Annotated in this window: 21 protein-coding genes and 2 pseudogenes; 4 read left to right on the top strand and 19 right to left on the bottom strand. The window is 63.0% G+C overall.

Features of this window, described 5'->3' with window-relative positions:
- Positions 1 to 107 precede the first annotated feature (107 nt).
- A complete protein-coding gene (locus tag ACF8RA_RS06600) occupies positions 108 to 569 on the top strand; it encodes a phosphotransferase system, HPr-related protein (protein ID WP_392518947.1) in 462 nt (153 codons plus the stop codon).
- Complete coding sequence (locus tag ACF8RA_RS06605) at positions 566 to 790, top strand: metallothionein (RefSeq protein ID WP_392515180.1); 225 nt, start codon at positions 566 to 568, stop codon at positions 788 to 790. The genes ACF8RA_RS06600 and ACF8RA_RS06605 overlap by 4 nt, the downstream gene beginning before the upstream one ends.
- Before the next feature lie 226 nt (positions 791 to 1016).
- Here ACF8RA_RS06605 and ACF8RA_RS06610 read toward each other — a convergent pair whose 3' ends face one another.
- The 4 genes from ACF8RA_RS06610 to ACF8RA_RS06625 are packed head-to-tail and all read right to left on the bottom strand — an operon-like array spanning position 1017 to position 4991.
- A complete protein-coding gene (locus ACF8RA_RS06610) occupies positions 1017 to 1970 on the bottom strand; it encodes a lysylphosphatidylglycerol synthase domain-containing protein (protein WP_176684230.1) in 954 nt (317 codons plus the stop codon).
- Positions 1970 to 3172: a cardiolipin synthase ClsB gene (clsB, locus tag ACF8RA_RS06615; protein ID WP_176684229.1), complete on the bottom strand. Its 1203-nt coding sequence runs from the start codon at positions 3170 to 3172 to the stop codon at positions 1970 to 1972. The genes ACF8RA_RS06610 and clsB overlap by 1 nt, the downstream gene beginning before the upstream one ends.
- On the bottom strand, positions 3169 to 3942 hold the full coding sequence (locus tag ACF8RA_RS06620; RefSeq protein ID WP_176684228.1) for an endonuclease/exonuclease/phosphatase family protein: 774 nt from the start codon (positions 3940 to 3942) through the stop codon (positions 3169 to 3171). The genes clsB and ACF8RA_RS06620 overlap by 4 nt, the downstream gene beginning before the upstream one ends.
- Entirely contained in the window at positions 3939 to 4991 is a 1053-nt protein-coding gene (locus ACF8RA_RS06625; protein WP_339533449.1) for a DUF72 domain-containing protein, read from the bottom strand. The genes ACF8RA_RS06620 and ACF8RA_RS06625 overlap by 4 nt, the downstream gene beginning before the upstream one ends.
- A gap of 124 nt (positions 4992 to 5115) precedes the next feature.
- Between ACF8RA_RS06625 and ACF8RA_RS06630 the strand changes: the two genes are divergently transcribed.
- Positions 5116 to 5667 carry an ATP-dependent Clp protease proteolytic subunit gene (locus tag ACF8RA_RS06630; RefSeq protein WP_209966113.1) on the top strand — a complete coding sequence of 184 codons (552 nt, stop codon included), beginning with the start codon at positions 5116 to 5118 and terminating at the stop codon, positions 5665 to 5667.
- A gap of 1 nt (position 5668) precedes the next feature.
- Here the strand turns inward: ACF8RA_RS06630 and ACF8RA_RS06635 are convergent.
- Positions 5669 to 5790, bottom strand: a pseudogene (locus ACF8RA_RS06635) (DNA mismatch repair protein MutT); the annotation flags it as partial.
- A 144-nt stretch (positions 5791 to 5934) separates the two neighbouring features.
- On the opposite strand from ACF8RA_RS06635, the gene ACF8RA_RS06640 reads away from it, so the two are divergent.
- Positions 5935 to 6204 carry a DUF6555 family protein gene (locus ACF8RA_RS06640; RefSeq protein WP_392518948.1) on the top strand — a complete coding sequence of 90 codons (270 nt, stop codon included), beginning with the start codon at positions 5935 to 5937 and terminating at the stop codon, positions 6202 to 6204.
- A gap of 78 nt (positions 6205 to 6282) precedes the next feature.
- Here ACF8RA_RS06640 and ACF8RA_RS06645 read toward each other — a convergent pair whose 3' ends face one another.
- The 14 genes and pseudogenes from ACF8RA_RS06645 to paaH all read right to left on the bottom strand — a co-directional run bounded on the left by ACF8RA_RS06645 (position 6283) and on the right by paaH (position 20566).
- Positions 6283 to 6453 (bottom strand): hypothetical protein, encoded by a 171-nt coding sequence (locus ACF8RA_RS06645; RefSeq protein ID WP_155295227.1) that lies wholly within the window; start codon positions 6451 to 6453, stop codon positions 6283 to 6285.
- 251 nt (positions 6454 to 6704) lie between these two features.
- On the bottom strand, positions 6705 to 8759 hold the full coding sequence (gene paaZ / locus ACF8RA_RS06650; protein WP_392488590.1) for a phenylacetic acid degradation bifunctional protein PaaZ: 2055 nt from the start codon (positions 8757 to 8759) through the stop codon (positions 6705 to 6707).
- 37 nt (positions 8760 to 8796) lie between these two features.
- Positions 8797 to 10029, bottom strand: a complete 1233-nt coding sequence (locus ACF8RA_RS06655; protein WP_392518949.1) for an OprD family porin — start codon at positions 10027 to 10029, stop codon at positions 8797 to 8799.
- A 39-nt stretch (positions 10030 to 10068) separates the two neighbouring features.
- Positions 10069 to 11637 (bottom strand): annotated as a pseudogene (locus ACF8RA_RS06660) (cation acetate symporter); the annotation flags it as partial.
- On the bottom strand, positions 11628 to 11936 hold the full coding sequence (locus ACF8RA_RS06665) for a DUF485 domain-containing protein (protein WP_004374508.1): 309 nt from the start codon (positions 11934 to 11936) through the stop codon (positions 11628 to 11630). The pseudogene ACF8RA_RS06660 and the gene ACF8RA_RS06665, both read right to left, overlap by 10 nt.
- 151 nt (positions 11937 to 12087) lie before the next feature.
- On the bottom strand, positions 12088 to 13164 hold the full coding sequence (paaE, locus tag ACF8RA_RS06670; RefSeq protein ID WP_392518950.1) for a 1,2-phenylacetyl-CoA epoxidase subunit PaaE: 1077 nt from the start codon (positions 13162 to 13164) through the stop codon (positions 12088 to 12090).
- A gap of 15 nt (positions 13165 to 13179) precedes the next feature.
- Positions 13180 to 13713 (bottom strand): 1,2-phenylacetyl-CoA epoxidase subunit PaaD, encoded by a 534-nt coding sequence (paaD, locus tag ACF8RA_RS06675; RefSeq protein ID WP_176684221.1) that lies wholly within the window; start codon positions 13711 to 13713, stop codon positions 13180 to 13182.
- Positions 13700 to 14458 carry a 1,2-phenylacetyl-CoA epoxidase subunit PaaC gene (gene paaC, locus ACF8RA_RS06680; protein WP_176684220.1) on the bottom strand — a complete coding sequence of 253 codons (759 nt, stop codon included), beginning with the start codon at positions 14456 to 14458 and terminating at the stop codon, positions 13700 to 13702. Before paaC ends, paaD begins: the two co-directional genes overlap by 14 nt.
- 8 nt (positions 14459 to 14466) lie before the next feature.
- On the bottom strand, positions 14467 to 14748 hold the full coding sequence (paaB, locus tag ACF8RA_RS06685) for a 1,2-phenylacetyl-CoA epoxidase subunit PaaB (protein ID WP_004374528.1): 282 nt from the start codon (positions 14746 to 14748) through the stop codon (positions 14467 to 14469).
- Between the two features lie 25 nt (positions 14749 to 14773).
- Positions 14774 to 15763, bottom strand: coding sequence for a 1,2-phenylacetyl-CoA epoxidase subunit PaaA (gene paaA / locus ACF8RA_RS06690; RefSeq protein ID WP_010954157.1), 990 nt, complete (start codon positions 15761 to 15763; stop codon positions 14774 to 14776).
- A 198-nt stretch (positions 15764 to 15961) separates the two neighbouring features.
- Positions 15962 to 17281 (bottom strand): phenylacetate--CoA ligase PaaK, encoded by a 1320-nt coding sequence (gene paaK / locus ACF8RA_RS06695; RefSeq protein ID WP_392518952.1) that lies wholly within the window; start codon positions 17279 to 17281, stop codon positions 15962 to 15964.
- 121 nt (positions 17282 to 17402) lie between these two features.
- Positions 17403 to 18623: a 3-oxoadipyl-CoA thiolase gene (gene pcaF / locus ACF8RA_RS06700; protein WP_176684218.1), complete on the bottom strand. Its 1221-nt coding sequence runs from the start codon at positions 18621 to 18623 to the stop codon at positions 17403 to 17405.
- Complete coding sequence (gene paaI / locus ACF8RA_RS06705; protein WP_176684217.1) at positions 18616 to 19056, bottom strand: hydroxyphenylacetyl-CoA thioesterase PaaI; 441 nt, start codon at positions 19054 to 19056, stop codon at positions 18616 to 18618. Before paaI ends, pcaF begins: the two co-directional genes overlap by 8 nt.
- The gene (paaH, locus tag ACF8RA_RS06710; protein ID WP_176684216.1) at positions 19049 to 20566 is read right to left on the bottom strand and encodes a 3-hydroxyacyl-CoA dehydrogenase PaaH; all 1518 of its coding nucleotides are present in this window, start codon (positions 20564 to 20566) and stop codon (positions 19049 to 19051) included. Before paaH ends, paaI begins: the two co-directional genes overlap by 8 nt.
- Between the last annotated feature and the right edge of the window lie 2 nt (positions 20567 to 20568).

Raw genomic sequence — 20568 nt, forward strand, 5'->3', positions numbered from 1 at the left:
CAGTCTCTAAGGTGGGAGGCGTCGGCCGAGGCGGTAGTTCAAAAAACTCTGAATCTTCCCTGAGCTGGCGCAGTCGACCGAATGAAGCCAACTGATGGAGAACGCACATGACCCGACCCGATGAACCTCAGCCGTACACCCCCAGCGAAATCGATGACACCGAAGACCGCATGGGCAGCGTGCATGAGCTGGATTTCGACGAACGCCTGGATGAGCGTGAAGGGCGTGTGGGCGACGAACGACCGGCCGCCGAGGTCGCCCGTGAGTTTCCCCCCCGACGCGTGGCGCAGAGTGGCATGACCGGCGGCGAGGCGCTGAGTGACAGCCTGCATGAGGACAATGCTACCGATGACGATTTGAGCCCGGACACGCTGCTTGACGAAACCGGTGCCCGCGATCCCCACGAGCCGGGCGGCAGAGGCGGTCCGGCAGACCAACGCCTGCGGCAGGTGGATGCCGATGAGATTGGTGGCGGCATTGGCCTGGACGAGGCCGAACTGGCCCGATCCGCGCCGCTGGATGGGGTGCCCTGGACCGATGATGATGACGACGAGGAGAGCAAGCCATGAACGATCAACGCTGCGCGTGCACGCACTGTTCCTGCACGGTGGATGCCAATGCCATGGAACGCGACGGTAAGGCATATTGCTGCGAGGCCTGCGCCACCGGCCACCGCAAGGGTGAGCCATGCCGGATGCAGGACTGCCATTGTGGTGAAAAGCCGGGCGAGAATGCGGTGGACAATGCGCTGGATGAAACCTATCCGGCGAGTGACCCCATTTCGCCCTGAGGCCGATAGGCGGGCTGCCCTTTCACCCGGGCGCCAGTCATTGGGGCCTCGGGTGTTGCGTTGCCTGCTTCGCGGGTAAACCCGCTCCTACATTTACGGCGCATGGCTTGCGCGGGGTTGGTTTCTTGGCGCGCGCCCCCGTAGGAGCGGGTTCACCCGCGAACACCGGCGCAGCCGGTGCCACGCAACGCGTCGCATTTGTCACCTCCAGCGCACATGGCCCCTTTCAGGTCTGGGCAGGCTTGTCGCGCCGGCGCATGGCCTTGGCGCGCTTTTCCAGGATCAGGTAGGTCACCACCGCCAACAGCAGCGGAATCAGGTAGTACAGCGTGCGGTAGCCGAGCAGGGCAGCCACCAGCGTGCCTTGGGCCATCTGCCCATGCAGCAGGGCCAGAAACACCGCCTCCAGCACGCCCAGCCCCGCAGGGATGTGCGCAACCACCCCAGCCACACAACTGATCAGCAGGATGCCGAGAATCGACGGGTAGAAGGCTTCGCCCGGTAGCAACCAGAAGATCAGCAGCGCCATCAGCGCCCAGTTGCTGGCACCCAGCACCACCTGGCAAAGCGCCAGACGCAGCGAGGGCAGCGTCACTTCGTGGTCGCGCCAGCACCAGGTGCGCTTCTTGGCAAAACCACAGGCCAGCAGGTAGCCTCCAGCAATCGCCAGCAGCAGCAAGCCGATCAGGCGCAGGCCTGTAGTGCCTACCGCCCAGTTGCCGGGCATCTCGACCAGGCCCAGGGCGAAGACGGTGCCGGCCAGCAGCATGTAACCCATCCAGTTGGTCAACAGGCCCAAGGTGAGGATTCGCGTAATGGTCGCGGTATCCAGGCCCAGTCGGCCATAGAGCCGGTAGCGCAAGGCAACCCCGCCTACCCAGGTAGTGAAGTTGAGGTTGAAGGCATAACACACGAACGCGACTGGCAATACCTGACGGGCAGGTAGTGTATGGCCGGTGTAAGCCCGGGCGAGCAGGTCGTAACTGGCAAACGCGAAATAGCTGCACAACGCGATCGCCAAGCCGATGACAAGGGTGCCAGGTTTGTAGGCCAGCAAAGACTGGCGCACTTCATTCCAGTCCAGATTGCGCGCCAGCAGGTACAACAGCACAGGGATCAGGATCAGGAACGCAAGCGTAAACAAGCGTTTGCCCCAGGTTTGCCAGTTTTTGCCCGCCATCAGGAATTGCCCTCGTGCAGTTTGCCCTGGGGTTCGGCGTCCGGCTGCAGCGAGCGTAATCGCTGCCGGTGCGCAGGGAACCAACCCGCAATGCGCGGGAAGTGACGGATCACGTGGAAACACACGAAGATCAACGGTGCTCGCCACCAGTAGCCGCGAATCATCCGCTCCAAGGTAACCGGTTTGCATTGCTCGCTGGCCAGTGCTTGCAAATGCTGGTGCAGTTGCTGGTTGAAGGCTCGATCACGAATGAACAGGTTGGCCTCCAGGTTGAACGACAGGCTCAGAGGATCGAGGTTGCTGGAGCCAACGGTGGCCCACTGGTCGTCTACCAGTGCCACCTTGCCGTGCAACGGCCGCTGGCAGTACTCATGAATCATCACGCCGTCGCGCAGCAGGTAGTTGTACAGCAGGCGCGACAGCGCACGTACCCAGCGCATGTCAGGCTGGCCCTGCAAAATCAAGTGAACCTCCACGCCACGCCGGGCCGCGTTACGCAACTCTCGCATCAACCGATAGCCTGGAAAGAAGTACGCATTGGCGACCACGATGCGTTGCCTGGCCTTGCGAAAAGCCTGAAGGTAGTACGCTTCTATATCGTTACTGCGCATCCCGTTGTCGCGCTCGATCAACACCGCGTCGCTCCCCCCGGCAGGCTCGGTAACCGGGCGCACCGCACTGGGGGGCTGCAACACGGGGGACATCAGGCGCTTGCTGGAGGCATGTACCTGCGCCACCACCGGGCCGGTGACCTCCACGGCATAGTCCTGCTTGGCCATGGCACCAAAGTCACCCAAATGGTCGGCGCTGTAGTTGATACCGCCGATGAAGGCCCGCTCGCCATCGACCACCACGATCTTGCGGTGCAAACGGCGGAACAGGTTAGTGCGCATGCCTAACAACCGGGGTTGTGGATCGAACGCGTGAAAGCTTACGCCCGCATCGGTCATCGCTGAAATGAATGCAGCCGGCAGGTCGGCTGTGCCGTAGCCGTCCGCAGCCACTTCCACGCGCACACCACGCCGGGCAGCGTCGATCAACACCTGCTGCAATTGCTGGCCCACCTTGTCGTCGAAGATGATGAAGGTTTCCAGCAGTATTTCTTCCCGCGCCTTGGCCATGGCCTCGAACACGCGGGGGTAGTACTGCTCGCCATTGATCAGCAACTGCACGCTGTTGCCCTCTACCCAAGGTCGGTTCACAGGTTGATCTCCGCAGCCAGTGGTACGTGGTCGGACAGATGCGACCACGGGTATTTCGACAGCACCTGGGCAGCGCCCGGCATGGCGTTACGCACGTAGATGCGGTCCAGACGCAACAACGGCAGGCGCGCCGGGAAACTGCGCGCCGGGGTGCCGAAGGCCTCCGTCAGGTGTTCGCTCAGCACCGCGTCCGCCTTCAGCCGCCAGTCGTTGAAATCGCCGGCGATGATGACCGGCGCTGTGGGCGGCAGGCTGGCCAGCAGGTCCAGCATCAGCTTCACCTGGCTCTGCCGGTGGGCTTCCCGCAGGCCCAGGTGTACGCATACCGCATGCACCTCGTCATGGCCCGGCACCTCCAGCTGGCAATGCAGCAGGCCACGCTGTTCATTGCCCTGCACCGAGACATCCAGGTTGTCGAAGCGGCTGATGGGGAATTTCGACAGCAGTGCGTTGCCGTGATCGCCATGTGGATATACGGCATTGCGACCGTAGGCGAACTGCGGCCACATGCTGTCGGCCAGAAACTCGTACTGCGGTGTTTCTGGCCAGGCAGGGTGGCGCAAGGCGTGCTGCTGATGACTGCCGTGCACCTCTTGCAGAAACACCAGGTCGGCGCCGGTGGCGCGCACCGCCTCGCGCAACTCGGGCAAGATGAAGCGCCGGTTGAAGAAGGTGAAGCCTTTGTGCACGTTCAGCGTCAACACATTGAGCCGGCGTACAGCGGTCACCTTGTCGATGATGCAGCGTGGGGTGGGCAGGGTCTTGTTCACAAGGCCACCTCCGGCACCATGCCAGGCTCAGTCATCAGCTCATGGTCCAACGACAGCTTTTGCAGCAAGCGCCTGGCGTCGTATGGCGCGTGAACCTTCTGGTCGTTGTCGAAGTAGCAGTATACATCCCGTGTCGCACGCCGAGGCGGCGGCCCCGGCACGATCAGACGGGCATCGTCCGCCTGGTTACCTTCACTCCATTGCTGGATACGTTGTTTCCAGCGCCGTAGCGCGCGTGCGGTATATCCGCTGCTGTACAGCTCCACATCCCCGTGCAGGCGCATGTAGACGAAGTCGGCGGTCACATCTTCGACACAGGGCCACTTGCCGGCGCTGTCGGCAACCACCAGCGCCACGCGATGCTTGCGTAACAGCTTGATGAAGGCTTCGCAGAGAAAGCTCTCGTGGCGGATTTCCACGGCGTGACGCAAGCGTGCATTGCCCTTGATGGCAAGGCTGCCATTGCCCTTGAGGCGTTCAGCGCAGCCCTGGGCGCGTTCGCGGGCCGCTTTGCGGGTGTGTGGCAGCAGCTCGAAAAACCGGGCGAAACGGTCTTCATCGAACTTCATGTTAGGAGGGAACTGCCACAGGAACGGCCCGAGCTTTTCGCCCAACAGCAGCGGCCCGGAGGCAAAAAAGTTGGCCACTGGCTCTTCGATGTCCTTCAGCCGCCGCACATGGGTGATATAGCGAGGCCCCTTGACCGCGAACACGAAGCCGTCCGGTGTTTGTTCACGCCAGCCCAGATAACGCTCGGGCGTTTGCAGGCTGTAGAACGAGCCATTGATCTCGATGCTGTTCACCGCCCGTGAAGCGAATGCCAGTTCATCGTCCTGCTTCAGGCCTTTGGGGTAGAAATCCTTGCGCCAGGGGCCATAGCGCCACCCGGAGATACCGATGCGAATATCGCTCACGCTGCCGTCCTCACTGCCGGTTCCTTGTTCGGTCGCTCTGAAGGTGCGACCGGCAAAGGCCGGCGAGGGTTCACAACGCTTGACCAACGGAAATGCTGACGCCGAGTTGAACTTTGCAGCGGCTGGCGTCTCCACCGCATACCCGCCTCATGGCAGGGTGCCAGGATGAAATTCGACCGCCTCGCCCTCTGGCAGATTGCCGGGCAGGGCGACGATGTGCTGTAGAACAAGCAATGACCTGCCACCCGTGGAGGCAAGCATGGCCAGACATATCATCCACTTCACCGGACCGATCAATTCGTCTACCTGCGGCAACCTGATCAGTACCTGCTCGCGGGCATTGCAACAGGGTGCCGAAACGCTGCAACTGAACATCGCCACCATGGGCGGCGAGTGCAGCTATGGGTTTACCCTTTACAACTTTCTGCGGGCGTTACCCGTAGAGGTGCATACCCACAACCTGGGCACGGTGGAATCCATGGGCAATATCCTCTTCCTGGCCGGGGAGCGACGTACGGCTTGCAGTTTCAGCAAGTTTCTTTTCCACCCGTTTCATTGGACCTTGCATGGCTCGGTAGACCATTCGCGGATGTCCGAGTATGCAATGAGCCTGGATTACGACTTGCGTCTGTATGCGCAGATCGTGGCCGAGCGCACGAAAGGCGCGGCCGAGGTTCTGGATGTACCGCGCTATCTAATGGCCTATCCAAGGATACTGGCGCCGCGGGAGGCGCTGGAAAACGGAATGATCCATGCAATCGACGAGATGCCGATCGCGTCAGACGCCGTTCAGTGGAGTGTGCACGCCTAGCTTACCGAACGGACGCCGCAGTGCCGGGGGCACAAGCCAGCAAGGAGCGGATCAGGGACTTGATCTCGCCCTTTACCGTAGCCACCTGGTGAGGTGAGCAAAGTGGCAATCGGAAATTTCGTGCCACAGCGATAAAACAGGCTCTCGAAACCGAGGCAGGGGCACACATTCGGCCACTGGCACCAAAGGTTCGACAAAATTTTGAATCTTCCGGTCACGGCCAGATCAATCAAAATGTCATCCATGGAGAAGAGGAGGCCCCCTGCGATGCCTAGCCCACAGCTGTACATAATTGATTACAAACTGCATGACCAGTCGCGCAGCTTCATCATTCGCCTGGAACGTCTGGATAATGCCGAGGCCTGGCATTGGGCAAGTTGTGATGCGGGCATCGGCATCATTCCCAAGTTCGGTCGCGAGAAGATCAGGAAAGTCAGTCGGCCGATGGCCGAGCGTTACGGCATTACCGCCGTGAGCTGGCGGATTTCGGGGAGCAAGCCCAACCAGTCGGTGGGCGATCCGGCGGCGATGGTTTAATAGCTCGCTCGCAACCGGTAGAAGAAACTGCAGGAGCGGACGTGCCCGCTCCTGCAGGGTACGCTGATACTCATAGTGTCAGGCGCCAGACTCAGGGTCGCTGGCCGGGACGCCGGGCCGGTTTTCCTCATCATCAGTCACATTGGGGTCGGTATCCGGGTCGTCTGCCCGATCATTGCGTCGATCCGGCTCCAGCTCCGGCCAGTCATCTTCAACATTGCCGCCACCCATTCGCAGTAGGGAATCCATGGTGCAGTCCTCGTTCATGATCCTCATAAACTAAGAGCGACAGGTGCACGCCAGAGGTCCACTGAGCATTGGCAGTCGCTGACCAACGGTTTCAAATGCCTGAATACTTCACGGCAGCCACGTAGGTGCATTGATCCCAAGTGCCTTGAGCTGCTACCGGCCTCTTCGCGGGTGAACCCGCTCCTACAAGGGCGCTGTGCAGTACCGGGCAAAGGCGGCTTGCCCGGGAAGAGGCCAGTAGATTCAACCCATCATGCTGGCTTTTTCAGCACCAAGGTCAGGATGTCATAGCTGGCCACCAGTTCACCCAACTGATTGGTTACCTCCACATCCCATGCCACCACCCCCTGCGGCTGCCCCAGCGGGCTGGTCTTGCCCTGGTCGATCTTGCGCTTGCAGGTCAGGCGCGCCTGAATGGTATCGCCAATGCCCACCGGGTTGATGAAACGCAGGGTGTCCAGCCCATAGTTGGCCAGCACCGGGCCGGCACCGGGCGACACGAACAGCCCGGCCGCTGCCGACAGTACGAAGTAACCGTGGGCAATGCGTTTACCGAACTGCGACGCCTTGGCGGCGATTTCGTCGAAGTGCATATAGAAATGGTCGCCGGAGAGGCAGCCGAAATTGACCAGGTCAGCTTCCGTCACGGTGCGGCGATGGGTGAGCAGCGACTCGCCGACACGCAGCTGCTCGAAGTAGCGACGGAACGGGTGTACTTCGGTTTCGATCACTTCGCCGCCGCGCACGTACTCGCCGGTGACCGCCGTGAGCATGCTCGGCGAGCCTTGTACTGCCGCGCGCTGCAGGTAGTGCTTGACCGCACGCAGGCCACCCAGCTCTTCACCACCACCGGCGCGGCCCGGGCCACCGTGCTTGAGCTGCGGCAGTGGCGAGCCGTGACCGGTGGACTCTTTGGCGGCCTGGCTATCGAGCACCAGCAGTCGGCCATGCCAGGCAGCAGCCACCGGGATAGCCTTGGCGGCCACGCTGCGGTCGGCGGTGACCAGGGTCGCCACCAGGCTGCCTTTGCCACGGGCAGCCAGTGCCAAGGCCTCGTCGAGGTCGTCATAGGCCATCAGCGTACTGACCGGGCCGAACGCTTCGATGTCGTGGGCGCCGCCCTCGGCATGTGGGTCGCGGGCCTGCAACAAGGTTGGCGCAAAGAACGCGCCTTCAGCCACGCCTTCGCCACGCGGGGCAAAGCCATCGCTGGCGCCAAACAGTTGATCACAACTCTGCAGCAGGCTGCGCACCCGCTCGCCAACGTCGCGCTGCTGGTCATGGGAGGCCAGGGCCCCCATGCGCACACCTTCCAGCGACGGGTCGCCAACCACGACCTTGCTCAGGCGCTCGCGCAGGCGGGTGGCAACGGCATCCAGGTGCCTGGCCGGAACGATCGCCCGGCGGATGGCGGTGCATTTCTGCCCGGCTTTAGTGGTCATTTCACGCACCACTTCCTTGATGTACAGGTCGAACTCTTCGCTGTCCGGTGTCACGTCCGGGCCGAGGATGGCGCAGTTGAGCGAGTCGGCCTCGGCAGTGAACGGCACCGAGTTGCGAATCAGGTTGGGCGTCACGCGCAATTTGGCAGCGGTATCGGCAGAACCAGTGAAAGTCACCACGTCCTGGCCTTGCAGGCGGTCGAGCAGGTCGCCGGTGCTGCCTATCACAAGCTGCAGGCTGCCTTCGGGCAGCAGGCCTGAGGCATTCATCAGGCGTACCACGGCCTCGGTCAAATAGCTGGTCGAGGTCGCCGGCTTGACGATGCAGGGCATACCGGCGAGGAACGTCGGGGCAAATTTTTCCAGCATGCCCCAGATGGGGAAGTTGAACGCGTTGATGTGCACCGCAACGCCTGCCCGTGGCACCAGGATGTGACTGCCGGCGAAATGGCCTTGTTTGCCCAACGGTATGGCTGGGCCTTCGTGCACCAGGTTACCCGACGGCAGCTCGCGGCTGCCGATGCCGGCATAGGAGAACAGCGTGGCGTTGCCGCCTTCGATGTCGATCCAGCTGTCGGCCCGGGTGGCGCCGCTGTGGTGCGACAGGGCGTAGAGCTGCTCCTTGCGTTCGGCCAGGTACAGGGCCAGGGCTTTGAGGCGTTGGGCACGCTGTTGGAAATCCATGCCCATCAGCGAGGCAAGGCCACGTGCACGCGCGTAGTCCACAGCTTCGGCGAAGTCTGGGCGCTCTTCATGGCTGTAGGCCAACACGTGGCCGTCGAGGGCGCTGCGCAGGGCCTGGGCGCCGTGCTGGCCGAGCCAACGGCCGGCGATGAAACTTTGCAGAGTAGGGGCGGCAGACATGCTGTTCTCCGTGCTGTTCAAAAAGAGGGGGGCGCTGTTACCACAGCGCCAGGGTGTAGCCGATGATCAGGCGGTTTTCGTCCACGGCGTTGGTCAGGCCGTTGCCGGAGCGGAAGGTGACATTGCGCCAGCGCAGGCTGACGTCTTTAAGCGGGCCGCTCTGAATGACATAAGCGATGTCGGTGTCGCGCTCGCGCTCGCGGCCATTGGTCACGGTGGCAGTTTCGGCGTGGCGACCGTCGGTGTAGCGGGTCATGAAACTCAGGCCGGGGATGCCCATGGCAACGAAGTCGTAGTCGTAGCGTACTTGCCAAGAGTCCAGCCCGGCGCGGGTGAAGGTGTTGTAGGTGACCAGGTTGACGGTGAACGGGTCGCCGCCGTTGACGAACGGGAAGGCGCTGTCACCGGACATCTGCTGCCAGGTGGCGGTGAACTTGTGCGCCCGCACGCCCAGGGTAAACATGGCGTTGAAGTTACGGTTGTCGATGTTGCCGGCACGCTCGGCACCGTCGTTGCGGCTGTCGAAGTAGCGCAGGTCGCTGCGCAGGCTCACACCTTCTGCCAGTGGGCGGGTGTCGATCAGACCGACGAATTGCTGACGGTAGATGTCCTGGAGCTTGGCGTAGTAATAGCTGACCGTGGTTTGCGGCGTGATGGCGTAGCTGCCACCACCAAAGTCCAGGTGGTCACTGCTGGCAGCGCCATAGCCGATGTCGTCGCGACCAGAGGAATCGCGCAGATTGGCCTTGGTCAGGCGCCCGGCATTGAAGGTGAGGCCATCGAGGTCCTGACTGGTGAGCAGCCCCCCCTGGAAGGTGGACGCCAGCAGGCGGGTGTCGTTGTACACCACCACCGGCAGGATCGGCTGCAAGGTGCCCAGGCGCAAGGTGCTCTTGGACACACGAACCTTGCCGGTCAGGCCCAGCTCACTGTACTCGTCGACCGGTTCGTGGCTGTTCGGGCCAAACGGCAGCAGGCCGGTGTTGCGACGATCGCGGCTGGAGTCGAGCTTGATGCCCAACTGCCCCAGCGCGTCCACGCCAAAGCCGACCGGGCCCTCGGTAAAACCCGATTCCAGCTTGGCGGTAAAGCCCTGGCCCCATTCCTCGGCCTTGGCCTGTGGGGCGTTGCTTTGGCGGAAATCGCGGTTGAGGTAGTGGTTGCGCAGCTCCAGGCGAGCATGGCTGTCGCCGATGAAGTCGGCCAGCGCGGGCATGGGCAGGGCGAGGGTGGCCAGCCAGGCGGCTGACAGGAAGTGTGTGCGGTTCATTGTTGTTGTTTTACCCGACATGTCTGTTCGTCCTTGAAGTCAGTGTTTGCTGGCGCCAGCCGCACCGATACCGGTCATGGAGCGGATGAACTGGCCCAGGTAGCGGCCACGCTCTTCAACGGCACGTTCGGAGCTGTCGGTAACCGAGAACACCCAGGCACTGAGGAAGGCCAGGCTCATGGAGAACAGTGCCGGGTTGCTGTAGGGGAACAACGCCGTTTCGTTGTGCAGCACGTTGACCCACACCGCCGGGCCCAGCACCACCAACAGCACCGCCGAGACCAGCCCGGCCATGCTGCCGCACACCGCGCCGCGGGTGGTCAGGCCTTTCCAGAACATCGAAAGGAGCAGCACCGGGAAGTTGACCGAAGCGGCCACCGCCAGCACCAGGCCGGACAGGAAGGCAATGTTCTGCGACTCGAACATCAGGCCCAGGATCACTGCCAGCAGGCCTATGACCAGCGTGGCGATGCGCGACACGCGCATTTCCTCTTGCTCGGTGGCCTTGCCTTTGCGCATCACGCAGGCATACAGGTCGTGGGACACTGCCGAAGCCCCGGACAGCGCCAGGCCGGCAACCACCGCCAGAATGGTGGCGAAGGCCACGGCAGAGATGAAGCCGAGGAACAGGTTGCCACCCACGGCCTGGGCCAGGTGCACGGCGACCATGTTGCCACCACCGATGATTGCGCCGGAGGCGTCGCGGTAGGACGGCTCGGTGCCGACCATGACGATGGCGCCAAAGCCGACAATGATCAGCAGCAGGTAGAAGTAACCAATGAAACCGGTGGCATAGAACACGCTCTTGCGTGCTTCCTTGGCATCACTGACAGTGAAGAAGCGCATCAGGATATGCGGCAGGCCAGCGGTGCCGAACATCATGCCCAAACCGAGGGAAATGGCGTCCACCGGGTTGGACAACAAGCCCCCTGGGGCCATGATCGCCTGGCCCTTGGCATGCACGGCCACGGCGCTGGCAAACATGGCCTCGGTGCTGAAGCCGAAGTGCTTGAGCACCATGAAAGCCATGAAACTGGTGCCCGACAGCAGCATTACCGCCTTGATGATCTGCACCCAGGTGGTGGCGAGCATGCCACCGAAGGTGACATAGGCAACCATCAGCACGCCGACCAGCATCACGGCGTACAGGTAGCTGATGCCGAACAGCAACTCGATCAGCTTGCCGGCACCGACCATTTGCGCCACCAGGTACATCAGCGCCACCACCAGGGTGCCGAAAGCCGAGGTCAAGCGCACCGGGGTTTGCGCCAGCCGGTAGCTGACCACGTCGGCGAAGGTGTACTTGCCCAGGTTGCGCAGCCGCTCGGCAATCAGGAACAGGATGATCGGCCAGCCTGCCAGGACACCGAGGGCATACAACAGGCCGTCATAGCCGTTCATGAACATCATCGCGGAAATGCCCAGGAACGAAGCGGCACTGATCATGTCCCCAGCGATCGCCAGGCCGTTCTGCATGCCGGTCAGGCCCCCGCCGGCGGTGTAGAAGTCGCTGGCCGAGCGGGTCCGCAGGGCAGCCCAGCGGGTGACCAGCAGGGTGAAGCAGACAAACACCATGAACATCGAAATGGCTGTCCAGTTCATTGTGCGCACTCCTGCTTGACCTTGTCGTTGAGCGGATCGAGCACGTTGTTGGCGCGGTGCACGTAGATGCCGGTCAGGGCAAAGGACAGCAGCACCATCAGCACGCCCACCAGCATGCCGACAGTGGTTACGCCGCCGCTGAGGGACTGGCCGAGGGTGCTGGGCGAGAACGCGACCAGCAGGACGAAGCCGTAGTAGACCACCAGCATGGCCAGGGTCAGGCTGCCGTTCAGGCGGCGTTTGCGCCGCACCAGGTGCTGGAAGTCGGGGTGGTTGGCGATGCTTTCTATGCGTTCGGGTGTCATGGCAAGCGATCTCTTGGTTTTGTAATTGTTTTGTTGAGGTCACGCGGGGTATTGCGTTGTTGTTCAGGCCCTCTTCGCAGGAAGGATGCTGCCCCAAGGCCTTGCGCAGGCCCCGTAGGAGCGGGTTTACCCGCGAAGCAGTCGACTCGGTCTACAGCTGGTCGAAGTCAAGCACCACCTTGTCGCTCACCGGGTAGGTCTGGCACGACAGCACATACCCGGCCGCCACTTCGTAATCTTCGAGGGCATGGTTGCTGTCCATTTCCACTTCGCCCTCGATCACCCGGCACTTGCAGGTTGAGCACACGCCGGCCTTGCACGAGTACGGCAGTTCGGCGCCAATGGCGTTGCCGGCGTCCAGCACGTTCTGGGTGTTGCGCGGCAGGTCGAAGCTCAGTGCCCGGCCGTCGCTGATTACGGTGATATGGCTAAGCGCCGAATCCGCCTGGCGTGCCGCCTCACGGGCTTCACGGCGGGCCTCGCTGCCGGCGGCGGCGAACAACTCGAAGTGAATGCGTTCCTTGGCCATGCCGTTGGCCTGCAGGCTGTCACGCACGGTCTCGGTCATCGCCTGCGGGCCGCAGATGAATGCCGCGTCCAGGCCGGCAACGTCCAGCCAGCGCGAAAACAGTTGGCCGCATTTGTCAGCGTCGATGCGGCCGTTGTACAGGTCGACGTCCTGCTGTTCGCGGCTGAACACGAAAATCAGGTTCAAACGGTCGAGGTAACGGTTTTTCAGGTCTTCGAGCTTGTCGCGGAACAGCGCCCCCGAACTGGAGCGGTTGCCGTACAGCAAGGTGAAACGGCTGTGCGGCTCGCTGGCCAGCGTGGTGGCGATGATCGACAGTATCGGGGTGATGCCGCTGCCGGCGGCCACCCCCAGATAGTTGCCCTGGCGAGCCGGGTCCAGAGGCACGAAGAAGCTCCCCGATGGCGGCATCACTTCCAGCTGCTGGCCGGCCTTGAGCACTTCATTGGCAAATGCCGAGAAGCGCCCGCCCGGCACGCGCTTGACGGCCACGCGCAGCTCGCCGTCCTGCACGGCGCTGCAGATGGAGTAGGAGCGGCGGACTTCTTCGTTGTCCAGCTGGGTACGCATGACCAGGTACTGGCCCTGAGTGAAGCGGAACTGGTCCTGCAGGTGCTCGGGCACATCGAAGGCAATCGATACCGCATCACGGGTCTCATTGCGCACTTGCTTGATGGTCAGGCTGTGAAACTGGCTCATGGTGGTCTCCACGGCTCAAATGCATTTGAAATAGTCGAATGGCTCCAGGCACTCGCGGCAGCGGTACAGCGCCTTGCAGGCCGTGGAGCCGAACTGGCTGAGCAATTCGGTAAGGGCGCTGCCGCATTGCGGGCAGCACACCTGGGGCGCTTCGCCGAGCAGGCTGCGCTTGCTGGCGCTGCCTTGCGGCGGCGCAATGCCATAAGCGCGCAGGCGCTCGCGGCCCAGTTCGCTGATCCAGTCGGTGCTCCAGGCCGGGGTGAGCCGGCGCTCCAGGTCTGGCGCGGTGAAACCGGCCTGTTCCAGCGCCTGACGGATATCCCCTTCGATGACTTCGGTGGCCGGGCAGCCAGAGTAGGTCGGGGTAACCACCAGGTGCAGGTGGCCGGCGCGCCAATCGACATCGCGCACGATCCCCAGGTCGACCACGCTGACTACCGGCACTTCAGGGTCCATGACCTGGCCCAATACCGCCCAGGCCCGGGCCAGGTCGTCACCTTGCTGTGCCCGCGCGCCGCGGTCACCGGCAATCAGTTCACCAGGTTGCATCGGGGTAGGCCCTTGGCAGGAACTGCATTTCGGCCAGCAGCAGGCCCAGATGCTCGGTGTGCAGGCCTTTGCGGCCGTCCAGGTAGAAGTGGCTCGCGGCCTTGGGCAGCGGCAGTTCGACCGAAGCAAAGGTCTCAGTGACCTGCTTCAGCCAGGTGGCCCCGACGGTCGCTGGGTCGGCGGCAATACCGCATTCGGCCAAACGCACTTCGTTGTCGCTGCCAGCGGCGAGTTCGACGGTGAAGCGCCACAGTGCCGGGATAGCGGCCAGCATGCGCTGGCGGCTGGCATCGGTACCACCACCCAGACGTTGTACCCACTCGCTGGACCGGCGCAGGTGGTAGGTGACTTCCTTCAGGGCCTTGGCGGCAATACCGGCGATTCGCGCGTCGCTGGACTCGACCAGCCCCCGCAGCACGGCGAAGTGCCAGGCGTCGTAGAGGAACTGTTTGGTCATGGTCACGGCAAAATCACCGTTGGGCTGCTCGACCAGCAACAGGTTGCGGTAGGCGCGCTCGTCACGGCGGAACGCCAGGGCATCGGCATCCCGGCCATCGTCGAGCAGCTCGGCGGCATACTCCAGCCAGTTGCGGGCCTGGCCGACCAGATCGAGGCCGACGTTCATCAGGGCCAGCTCTTCCTCGATGGCCGGGGCGCGGCCACACCATTCACAGAGGCGCTGGCCCTGGACCAGGGCGCTGTCACCGAGCAACAGCAGGTAGGGGATAAGGGCTTCTTTATGCATGGCCCACCTCACATGTGTCCGACTTCGTCGGGCAGTTCGTAGAAGCTGGCATGGCGATAGACCTTGTCGTCCGAAGGGGCGAACAGCGGGTCTTTCTCGTCGGGAGAGGAGGCGGTGATCAGCGCCGAAGGCACCACCCACAGGCTCACACCTTCGCTACGGCGGGTGTAGAGCTCGCGGGCATTCTCGATGGCCATGGCGGCATCGGCGGCGTGCACGCTGCCGACATGCTTGTGGTTAAGGCCGTGCTTGCTGCGCACGAACACTTCGTAGAGGGTCCAGACAGACATTTTCGATCTCCGCATCAATCGCCGCTCAGGCGGCGTTCTTGTTCTGTTGCTTGCGCGCATAGGCCACGGCAGCCTCGCGTACCCAGGCGCCGTCCTCGATGGCCTTGCGCCGGGTGGCGACACGTTCCAGGTTGCACGGGCCATTGCCCTTGATCACTTCGTAGAACTCGTCCCACTGGATTTCGCCGAAGTCGTAGTGGCCGCGCTCGGCGTTCCACTTCAGCTCAGGGTCAGGCGCAGTGCAGCCAAGCAGTTCCAGCTGCGGCACGGTCTGGTCGATGAAGCGCTGGCGCAGTTCGTCGTTGGTCTGGCGCTTGATCTTCCAGGCCATCGACTGGGCGCTGTTGGGCGAGTGTTCATCGCTCGGGCCGAACATCATCAGCGCCGGCCACCACAGGCGGTTGATGGCGTCCTGAACCATGTCGCGCTGGGCTTGGGTGCCCTGGCGCATCATGGTCAGGAGCATTTCGTAGCCCTGGCGCTGGTGGAAGCTCTCTTCCTTGCAGATCCGGATCATCGCGCGGGAGTAGGGGCCGTAAGAGGTGCGCTGCAGTACCACCTGGTTGACGATGGCGGCGCCGTCCACCAGCCAGCCCACAGCGCCCATGTCGGCCCAGCTGAGGGTGGGGTAGTTGAAGATGCTCGAGTACTTGGCCTTGCCGCTGTGCAGTTTGGCGATCTCTTCGTCGCGGTCCGCCCCCAGGGTTTCCATGGCGCTGTACAGGTACAGGCCATGGCCGGCTTCGTCCTGGATCTTGGCCATCAGCTGCAGTTTGCGCTTGAGGCTGGGGGCACGGGTGACCCAGTTGCCTTCGGGCAGCATGCCGACGATTTCAGAGTGGGCGTGCTGGGAGATCTGCCGGATCAGGGTCTGGCGGTAGGCCTCGGGCATCCAGTTCTTGGCTTCGATCTTGATTTCGGCGTCGATCTTTTCCTGGAAGTTGCGTTCTTCGGGGGACATCTCTTCCAGCGACTTGATGCGCTTGACTCCGGTTTCCACTAGCTGTGCGTACATGTGCTGCGACTCCTGCTAAGGCATGAGTCATTTGTAAGCGATACAAAACATAACGTCAAACACATTTATGTGTATCAAGTAAGATTTGTGTATCACGTTGACAGGCAAGAGGGCTGTCGGGCAGCAGCGTGTGCCCGGCAGCACGCAGGCAAAAAAAGGCCCCGGACAATGCCGGGGCCGAAATGGCAGCCGAATGGGTCAGCTGGCCAACCGTTTGTCGAACACGTGGCACGCCTTGCCTTCGGAGCGCTTGAGCGTGCCGCAGGGCTGCAGGTGCACGTGGGTGCTGATACCGATGTAAGTCTTGATCTGTTTGCTCAACTCCCCGACAACCAGCTTGCGCTGGCCTTCGTCAAGGTGCTGGCACTCTGCACGCAGCTCCACGTGCACCTGGACACTGTCCAGATTTCCATTGCGATACAGATGAATCTCATAAAGCTCAGAAAGCTGTTTTATTTTTAGCACCTGTTCCTCGATCTGAGTCGGGAACACATTGACCCCGCGAATGATCAGCATGTCGTCACTGCGACCGGTGATCTTGCCGATCCGCCGCATCGGCCGAGCGGTGCCGGGCAGCAGCCGGGTGAGGTCGCGGGTGCGATAACGCACCATCGGCAATGCCTCCTTGCTCAGCGAGGTGAATACCAGCTCGCCCAGTTGGCCATCCGGCAGCACCTCGCCGGTGGCAGGGTCGATGATCTCGGGATAGAAGTGGTCTTCCCAGATGGTCGGGCCGTCCTTGGTCTCTATGCACTCCATTGCCACCCCGGGCCCCATGATTTCCGAAAGGCCGTAGATATCGAGGGCATTGATGCCCAGACGCTGCTCGATCGAGCGGCGCAGCTCGTCGGTCCACGGCTCGGCACCAAAAATGCCCAGGCGCAGCTTGAGGTCGTGCGGGTCGATGCCCTGACGCTCGATTTTATCAGCCAGGTTGAGCATGTAGGACGGGGTGACCATGATGATGTCGGGCTGGAAGTCGCGAATCAGTTGCACCTGCTTTTCGGTCTGTCCACCGGACATGGGGATCACGGTGCAGCCCAGGCGTTCGGCACCGTAGTGCGCGCCGAGCCCACCGGTGAACAGCCCGTAGCCGTAGGACACATGCACCTTGTCACCTTTGCGCCCGCCGGCCGCACGAATCGAACGGGCAACCACATTGGCCCAGGTGTCGATATCGTTCTGGGTGTAGCCGACCACCGTCGGCTTGCCGGTGGTGCCACTGGAGGCATGCAGGCGCACCACTTCTTCCTGGGGCACGGCAAACATGCCGTAGGGGTAGTTGTCGCGCAGGTCGTTCTTGCCGGTGAAGGGGAACTTCGCCAGGTCCTCCAGGCACTTGAGGTCATCAGGGTGGATGCCGTACTCGGCAAAGCGCTGGCGGTACAACGGCACATTGTCGTAGGCGTGCTTCAGGCTCCAGCGCAGACGCTCCAGCTGGTGCTGGCGCAGGGCATCGACGCTGGCGGTTTCCATCGGGTCCAGCAGGGCACGATCGGCATCATGGTACATGTTCATGGCTTCACTCGAATTGTTCTTGTACGCCGCGCGGCAGCGGTTGCAGGCCACGCGGTGAGTGTCATGGAGGCAGCATATACGGCTGCGTTCAGTTCGGTAACAAGCGCAGGGTCTGAGCCGCTCAGAGGCGCTCGATGATCATGGCAATGCCTTGGCCTACGCCGATGCACATGGTGCACAGGGCGTAGCGGCCGGCCGTTTCTTCAAGCTCGTGCAAGGCAGTGGTCACCAATCGAGCACCGCTCATGCCCAGTGGATGGCCCAAGGCGATGGCGCCGCCGTTGCGGTTGACTCGTGGGTCGTCGTCGGCCAGGCCCAGCTCGCGCAACACGGCCAGCCCTTGGGCGGCAAAGGCCTCATTGAGTTCGATGACATCCATGTCAGCCAGTGCCAGGCCGCTGAGCGCCAGCACCTTGCGGGTCGCAGGCACCGGACCGATGCCCATCAGCCTGGGTTCGACCCCGGCCACAGCCATGCCGACGATGCGCCCGCGCGCTTTCAGGCCATGGCGGCGGGCCGCGGCGCTGCTGGCCAGCAGCAGGGCGCACGCGCCGTCATTCACGCCGGAGGCATTACCCGCCGTTACGCTGCCGCCTTCACGAAACGGCGTGCCGAGCCGAGCCAACTGCTCCAGGGTCGTGTCGCCGCGCGGGTGCTCGTCATGCTCGACCACTTTGGCAGGGCCTTTGCGTTGCGGGATTTCGACCGGCACGATTTCCCTCGCCAGGCGGCCGCGGGCCTGAGCTGCTGCGGCCTTGTGCTGGCTGCGCAGGGCAAAGGCATCCTGGTCGGCGCGCGAGATGCCGAACTGCTCAGCCACGTTTTCTGCGGTTTCCGGCATCGAATCGATGCCGTAGGCAGTCTTCATCAGTGGGTTGACGAAACGCCAGCCGATCGTGGTGTCGAACAGCTCGGCCGCACGCCCGAATGCCTGTTCCGACTTACCCATCACAAACGGCGCACGCGACATGGATTCCACACCGCCGGCCAGCATGAGCCCTGCTTCACCACAGCGCAGGGCACGTGCCGCATTGCCGATGGCATCCAGGCCGGAACCGCACAGGCGGTTGATCGTGGTCCCTGGTACTTCGACTGGCAGCCCGGCCAGCAGGCTCGCCATGTGAGCCACGTTGCGGTTGTCTTCGCCGGCCTGGTTGGCACAGCCGAAGATGACGTCATCAATGGCTTTCCAGTCCAGTTCGGGGTGGCGCTGGATCAAGGCTTTGAGCGGGATGGCCGCCAGGTCGTCGGCGCGCACGCTGCTCAGGGCCCCGGCATAGCGGCCAATGGGGGTGCGCACGGCGTCGATGATCAAGGCATCGGCGTGGGTCGGTTCATTCATCTTGCGTCTCCTGCGCCAGCACGGTGCCGCGCACTTTGTAGGATTTGCCATGGAACATCGCCACCAATTCACCGCGCTGGTTGTCGATGCGCACGTCATACAGGCCGGTGCGGCCTTTGCGGCTGACTTCACTGGCGTGGGCGGTGAGCACGTCATCGCGCAGCGCCGGGGCCAGGTAGTCGATGCTGCAGCCCAGCGCCACCGTGGCCTGGTCGTAGCTGTTGCAGGCGAAGGCAAACGCCGAATCGGCCAACGCGAACAGGAAACCGCCATGGCAGGTGCCATGCCCCTGGATCATGTCGGCACGCACCGGCATGCGCAGGCTGGCCCGACCTGGGCCGGCATCCAGCAGGGTAATGCCCAGGCCCTGAGTGGCCGGGTCACGGGCGTACAGGGCGTCGGCACAGGCTTGTGCCAGTTGCACTTCAGTCATGCAGGGTGCCTCCTTTGGCTTCGCAGCGGCGTAACAACAGGGAAGGGCGGTAGCGGCTCTCGCCGTAGCTGCGCTGCAGGTTGTCGAGCACGCGCAGGGTATGGGCAATACCTATGTTTGCCGCCCAGGCCAGCGGGCCGCAGGGGTAATTGACGCCGGCGCGCATGGCCAGGTCGATGTCGGCGGCGCTGCCGACGCCCTGCAGCACGGCATCGGCGGCCTCGTTGGCGAGCATTGCCACGGTACGCAGTACCACCAGGCCCGGCAGGTCGGCGATGCCGGTCACTTTCAAGCCTGCGCGCTGCAGCAGGGCTACAGCCTGGTCACGGGCGCTGTCAGTGGTATCGGCGGACCAGCTGATGGCAAGGCGGGTGGCGCTGCTGTAGTCCAGCGCAAGGTCGAGCAGCACCAGGTTGCGCAGCCCGTCCTCACGGGCACGTTGGCTGGCCAGCCGGCCGTCGGACAGGGCCAGGGTGGCGTCGCCCACCTGGATCAGGCCACTACCGGCGCGCTGGGTCACGGCAATGCCGCTTTGGCGCAGGCGCTCGACCAGCGGCTGCATCACCCCCAGGTTGCCCTCGACAACGCAGGCCGCTGCACCGGCGGAGCTGTGCAGTTCGGCCGGCTGCGGGCGCTCGACGCCTTCGGCATAGTGATAGAAGCCTTGGCCGGTCTTGCGACCCAGGCGACCGGCGTCCACCAGTTCCTTCTGCACCAGCGAAGGCTGGAAACGGAAATCGCCATAGAAAGCATCGAATACGGAACAGGTGACCGCGTAATTGACGTCATGGCCAATCAGGTCGGTCAGCTCGAACGCCCCCATGCGGAAGCCACCCGCGTCACGCATTAGCGCATCCAGGCTGGCGCAATCGGCGGCACCTTCCTGCATCAGGCGCAGGCTTTCGGCATAGAACGGCCGCGCTACCCGGTTGACGATGAAACCGGGTGTAGAGCGCGCATGGACCGGCTGCTTGCCCCAGGCCTGGGCAGTGGCGTAGATGCGTGCGGCCACTGTCGGGTCGGTTGCCAGGCCCGACACCACCTCGACCAGCGCCATCAGCGGTGCCGGGTTGAAGAAATGCATACCGACCACGTGCTGCGGGCGTTCAAGGCCCGCCGCAAGGCTGGTGATGGACAGTGACGAAGTATTGCTGGCAAGGATACAGTCGACTGCGCAAAGGGTTTCGAGCTGACTGAACAGCGCCTGCTTCACCTGCAAATTTTCGACGATGGCTTCAATCACCAGGCCGGCATCAGCCAAGGCCTCGAGTGTCTCGACCGGGCACAGGCGGGCATTGATCGCTTCGCGTTCAGCGGGCAGCAACTTTCCTTTGTCCACCAGCCGGGCCAGTTGGCGATCGATACCCGTCACCGCCTGGGCGGCAGCCCCCGGGCGGTTGTCGTAGAGCTTGACGGGGTGGCCGGCCTGGGCCGCGACCTGGGCAATACCGGCGCCCATGGCGCCGGCACCGATCACCGCCACCTGCGCATTGCTTGCGAGTGCGCCCATGT

Source organism: Pseudomonas sp. FYR_5, assembly GCF_043106315.1.
Taxonomy (GTDB): domain Bacteria; phylum Pseudomonadota; class Gammaproteobacteria; order Pseudomonadales; family Pseudomonadaceae; genus Aquipseudomonas; species Aquipseudomonas putida_Y.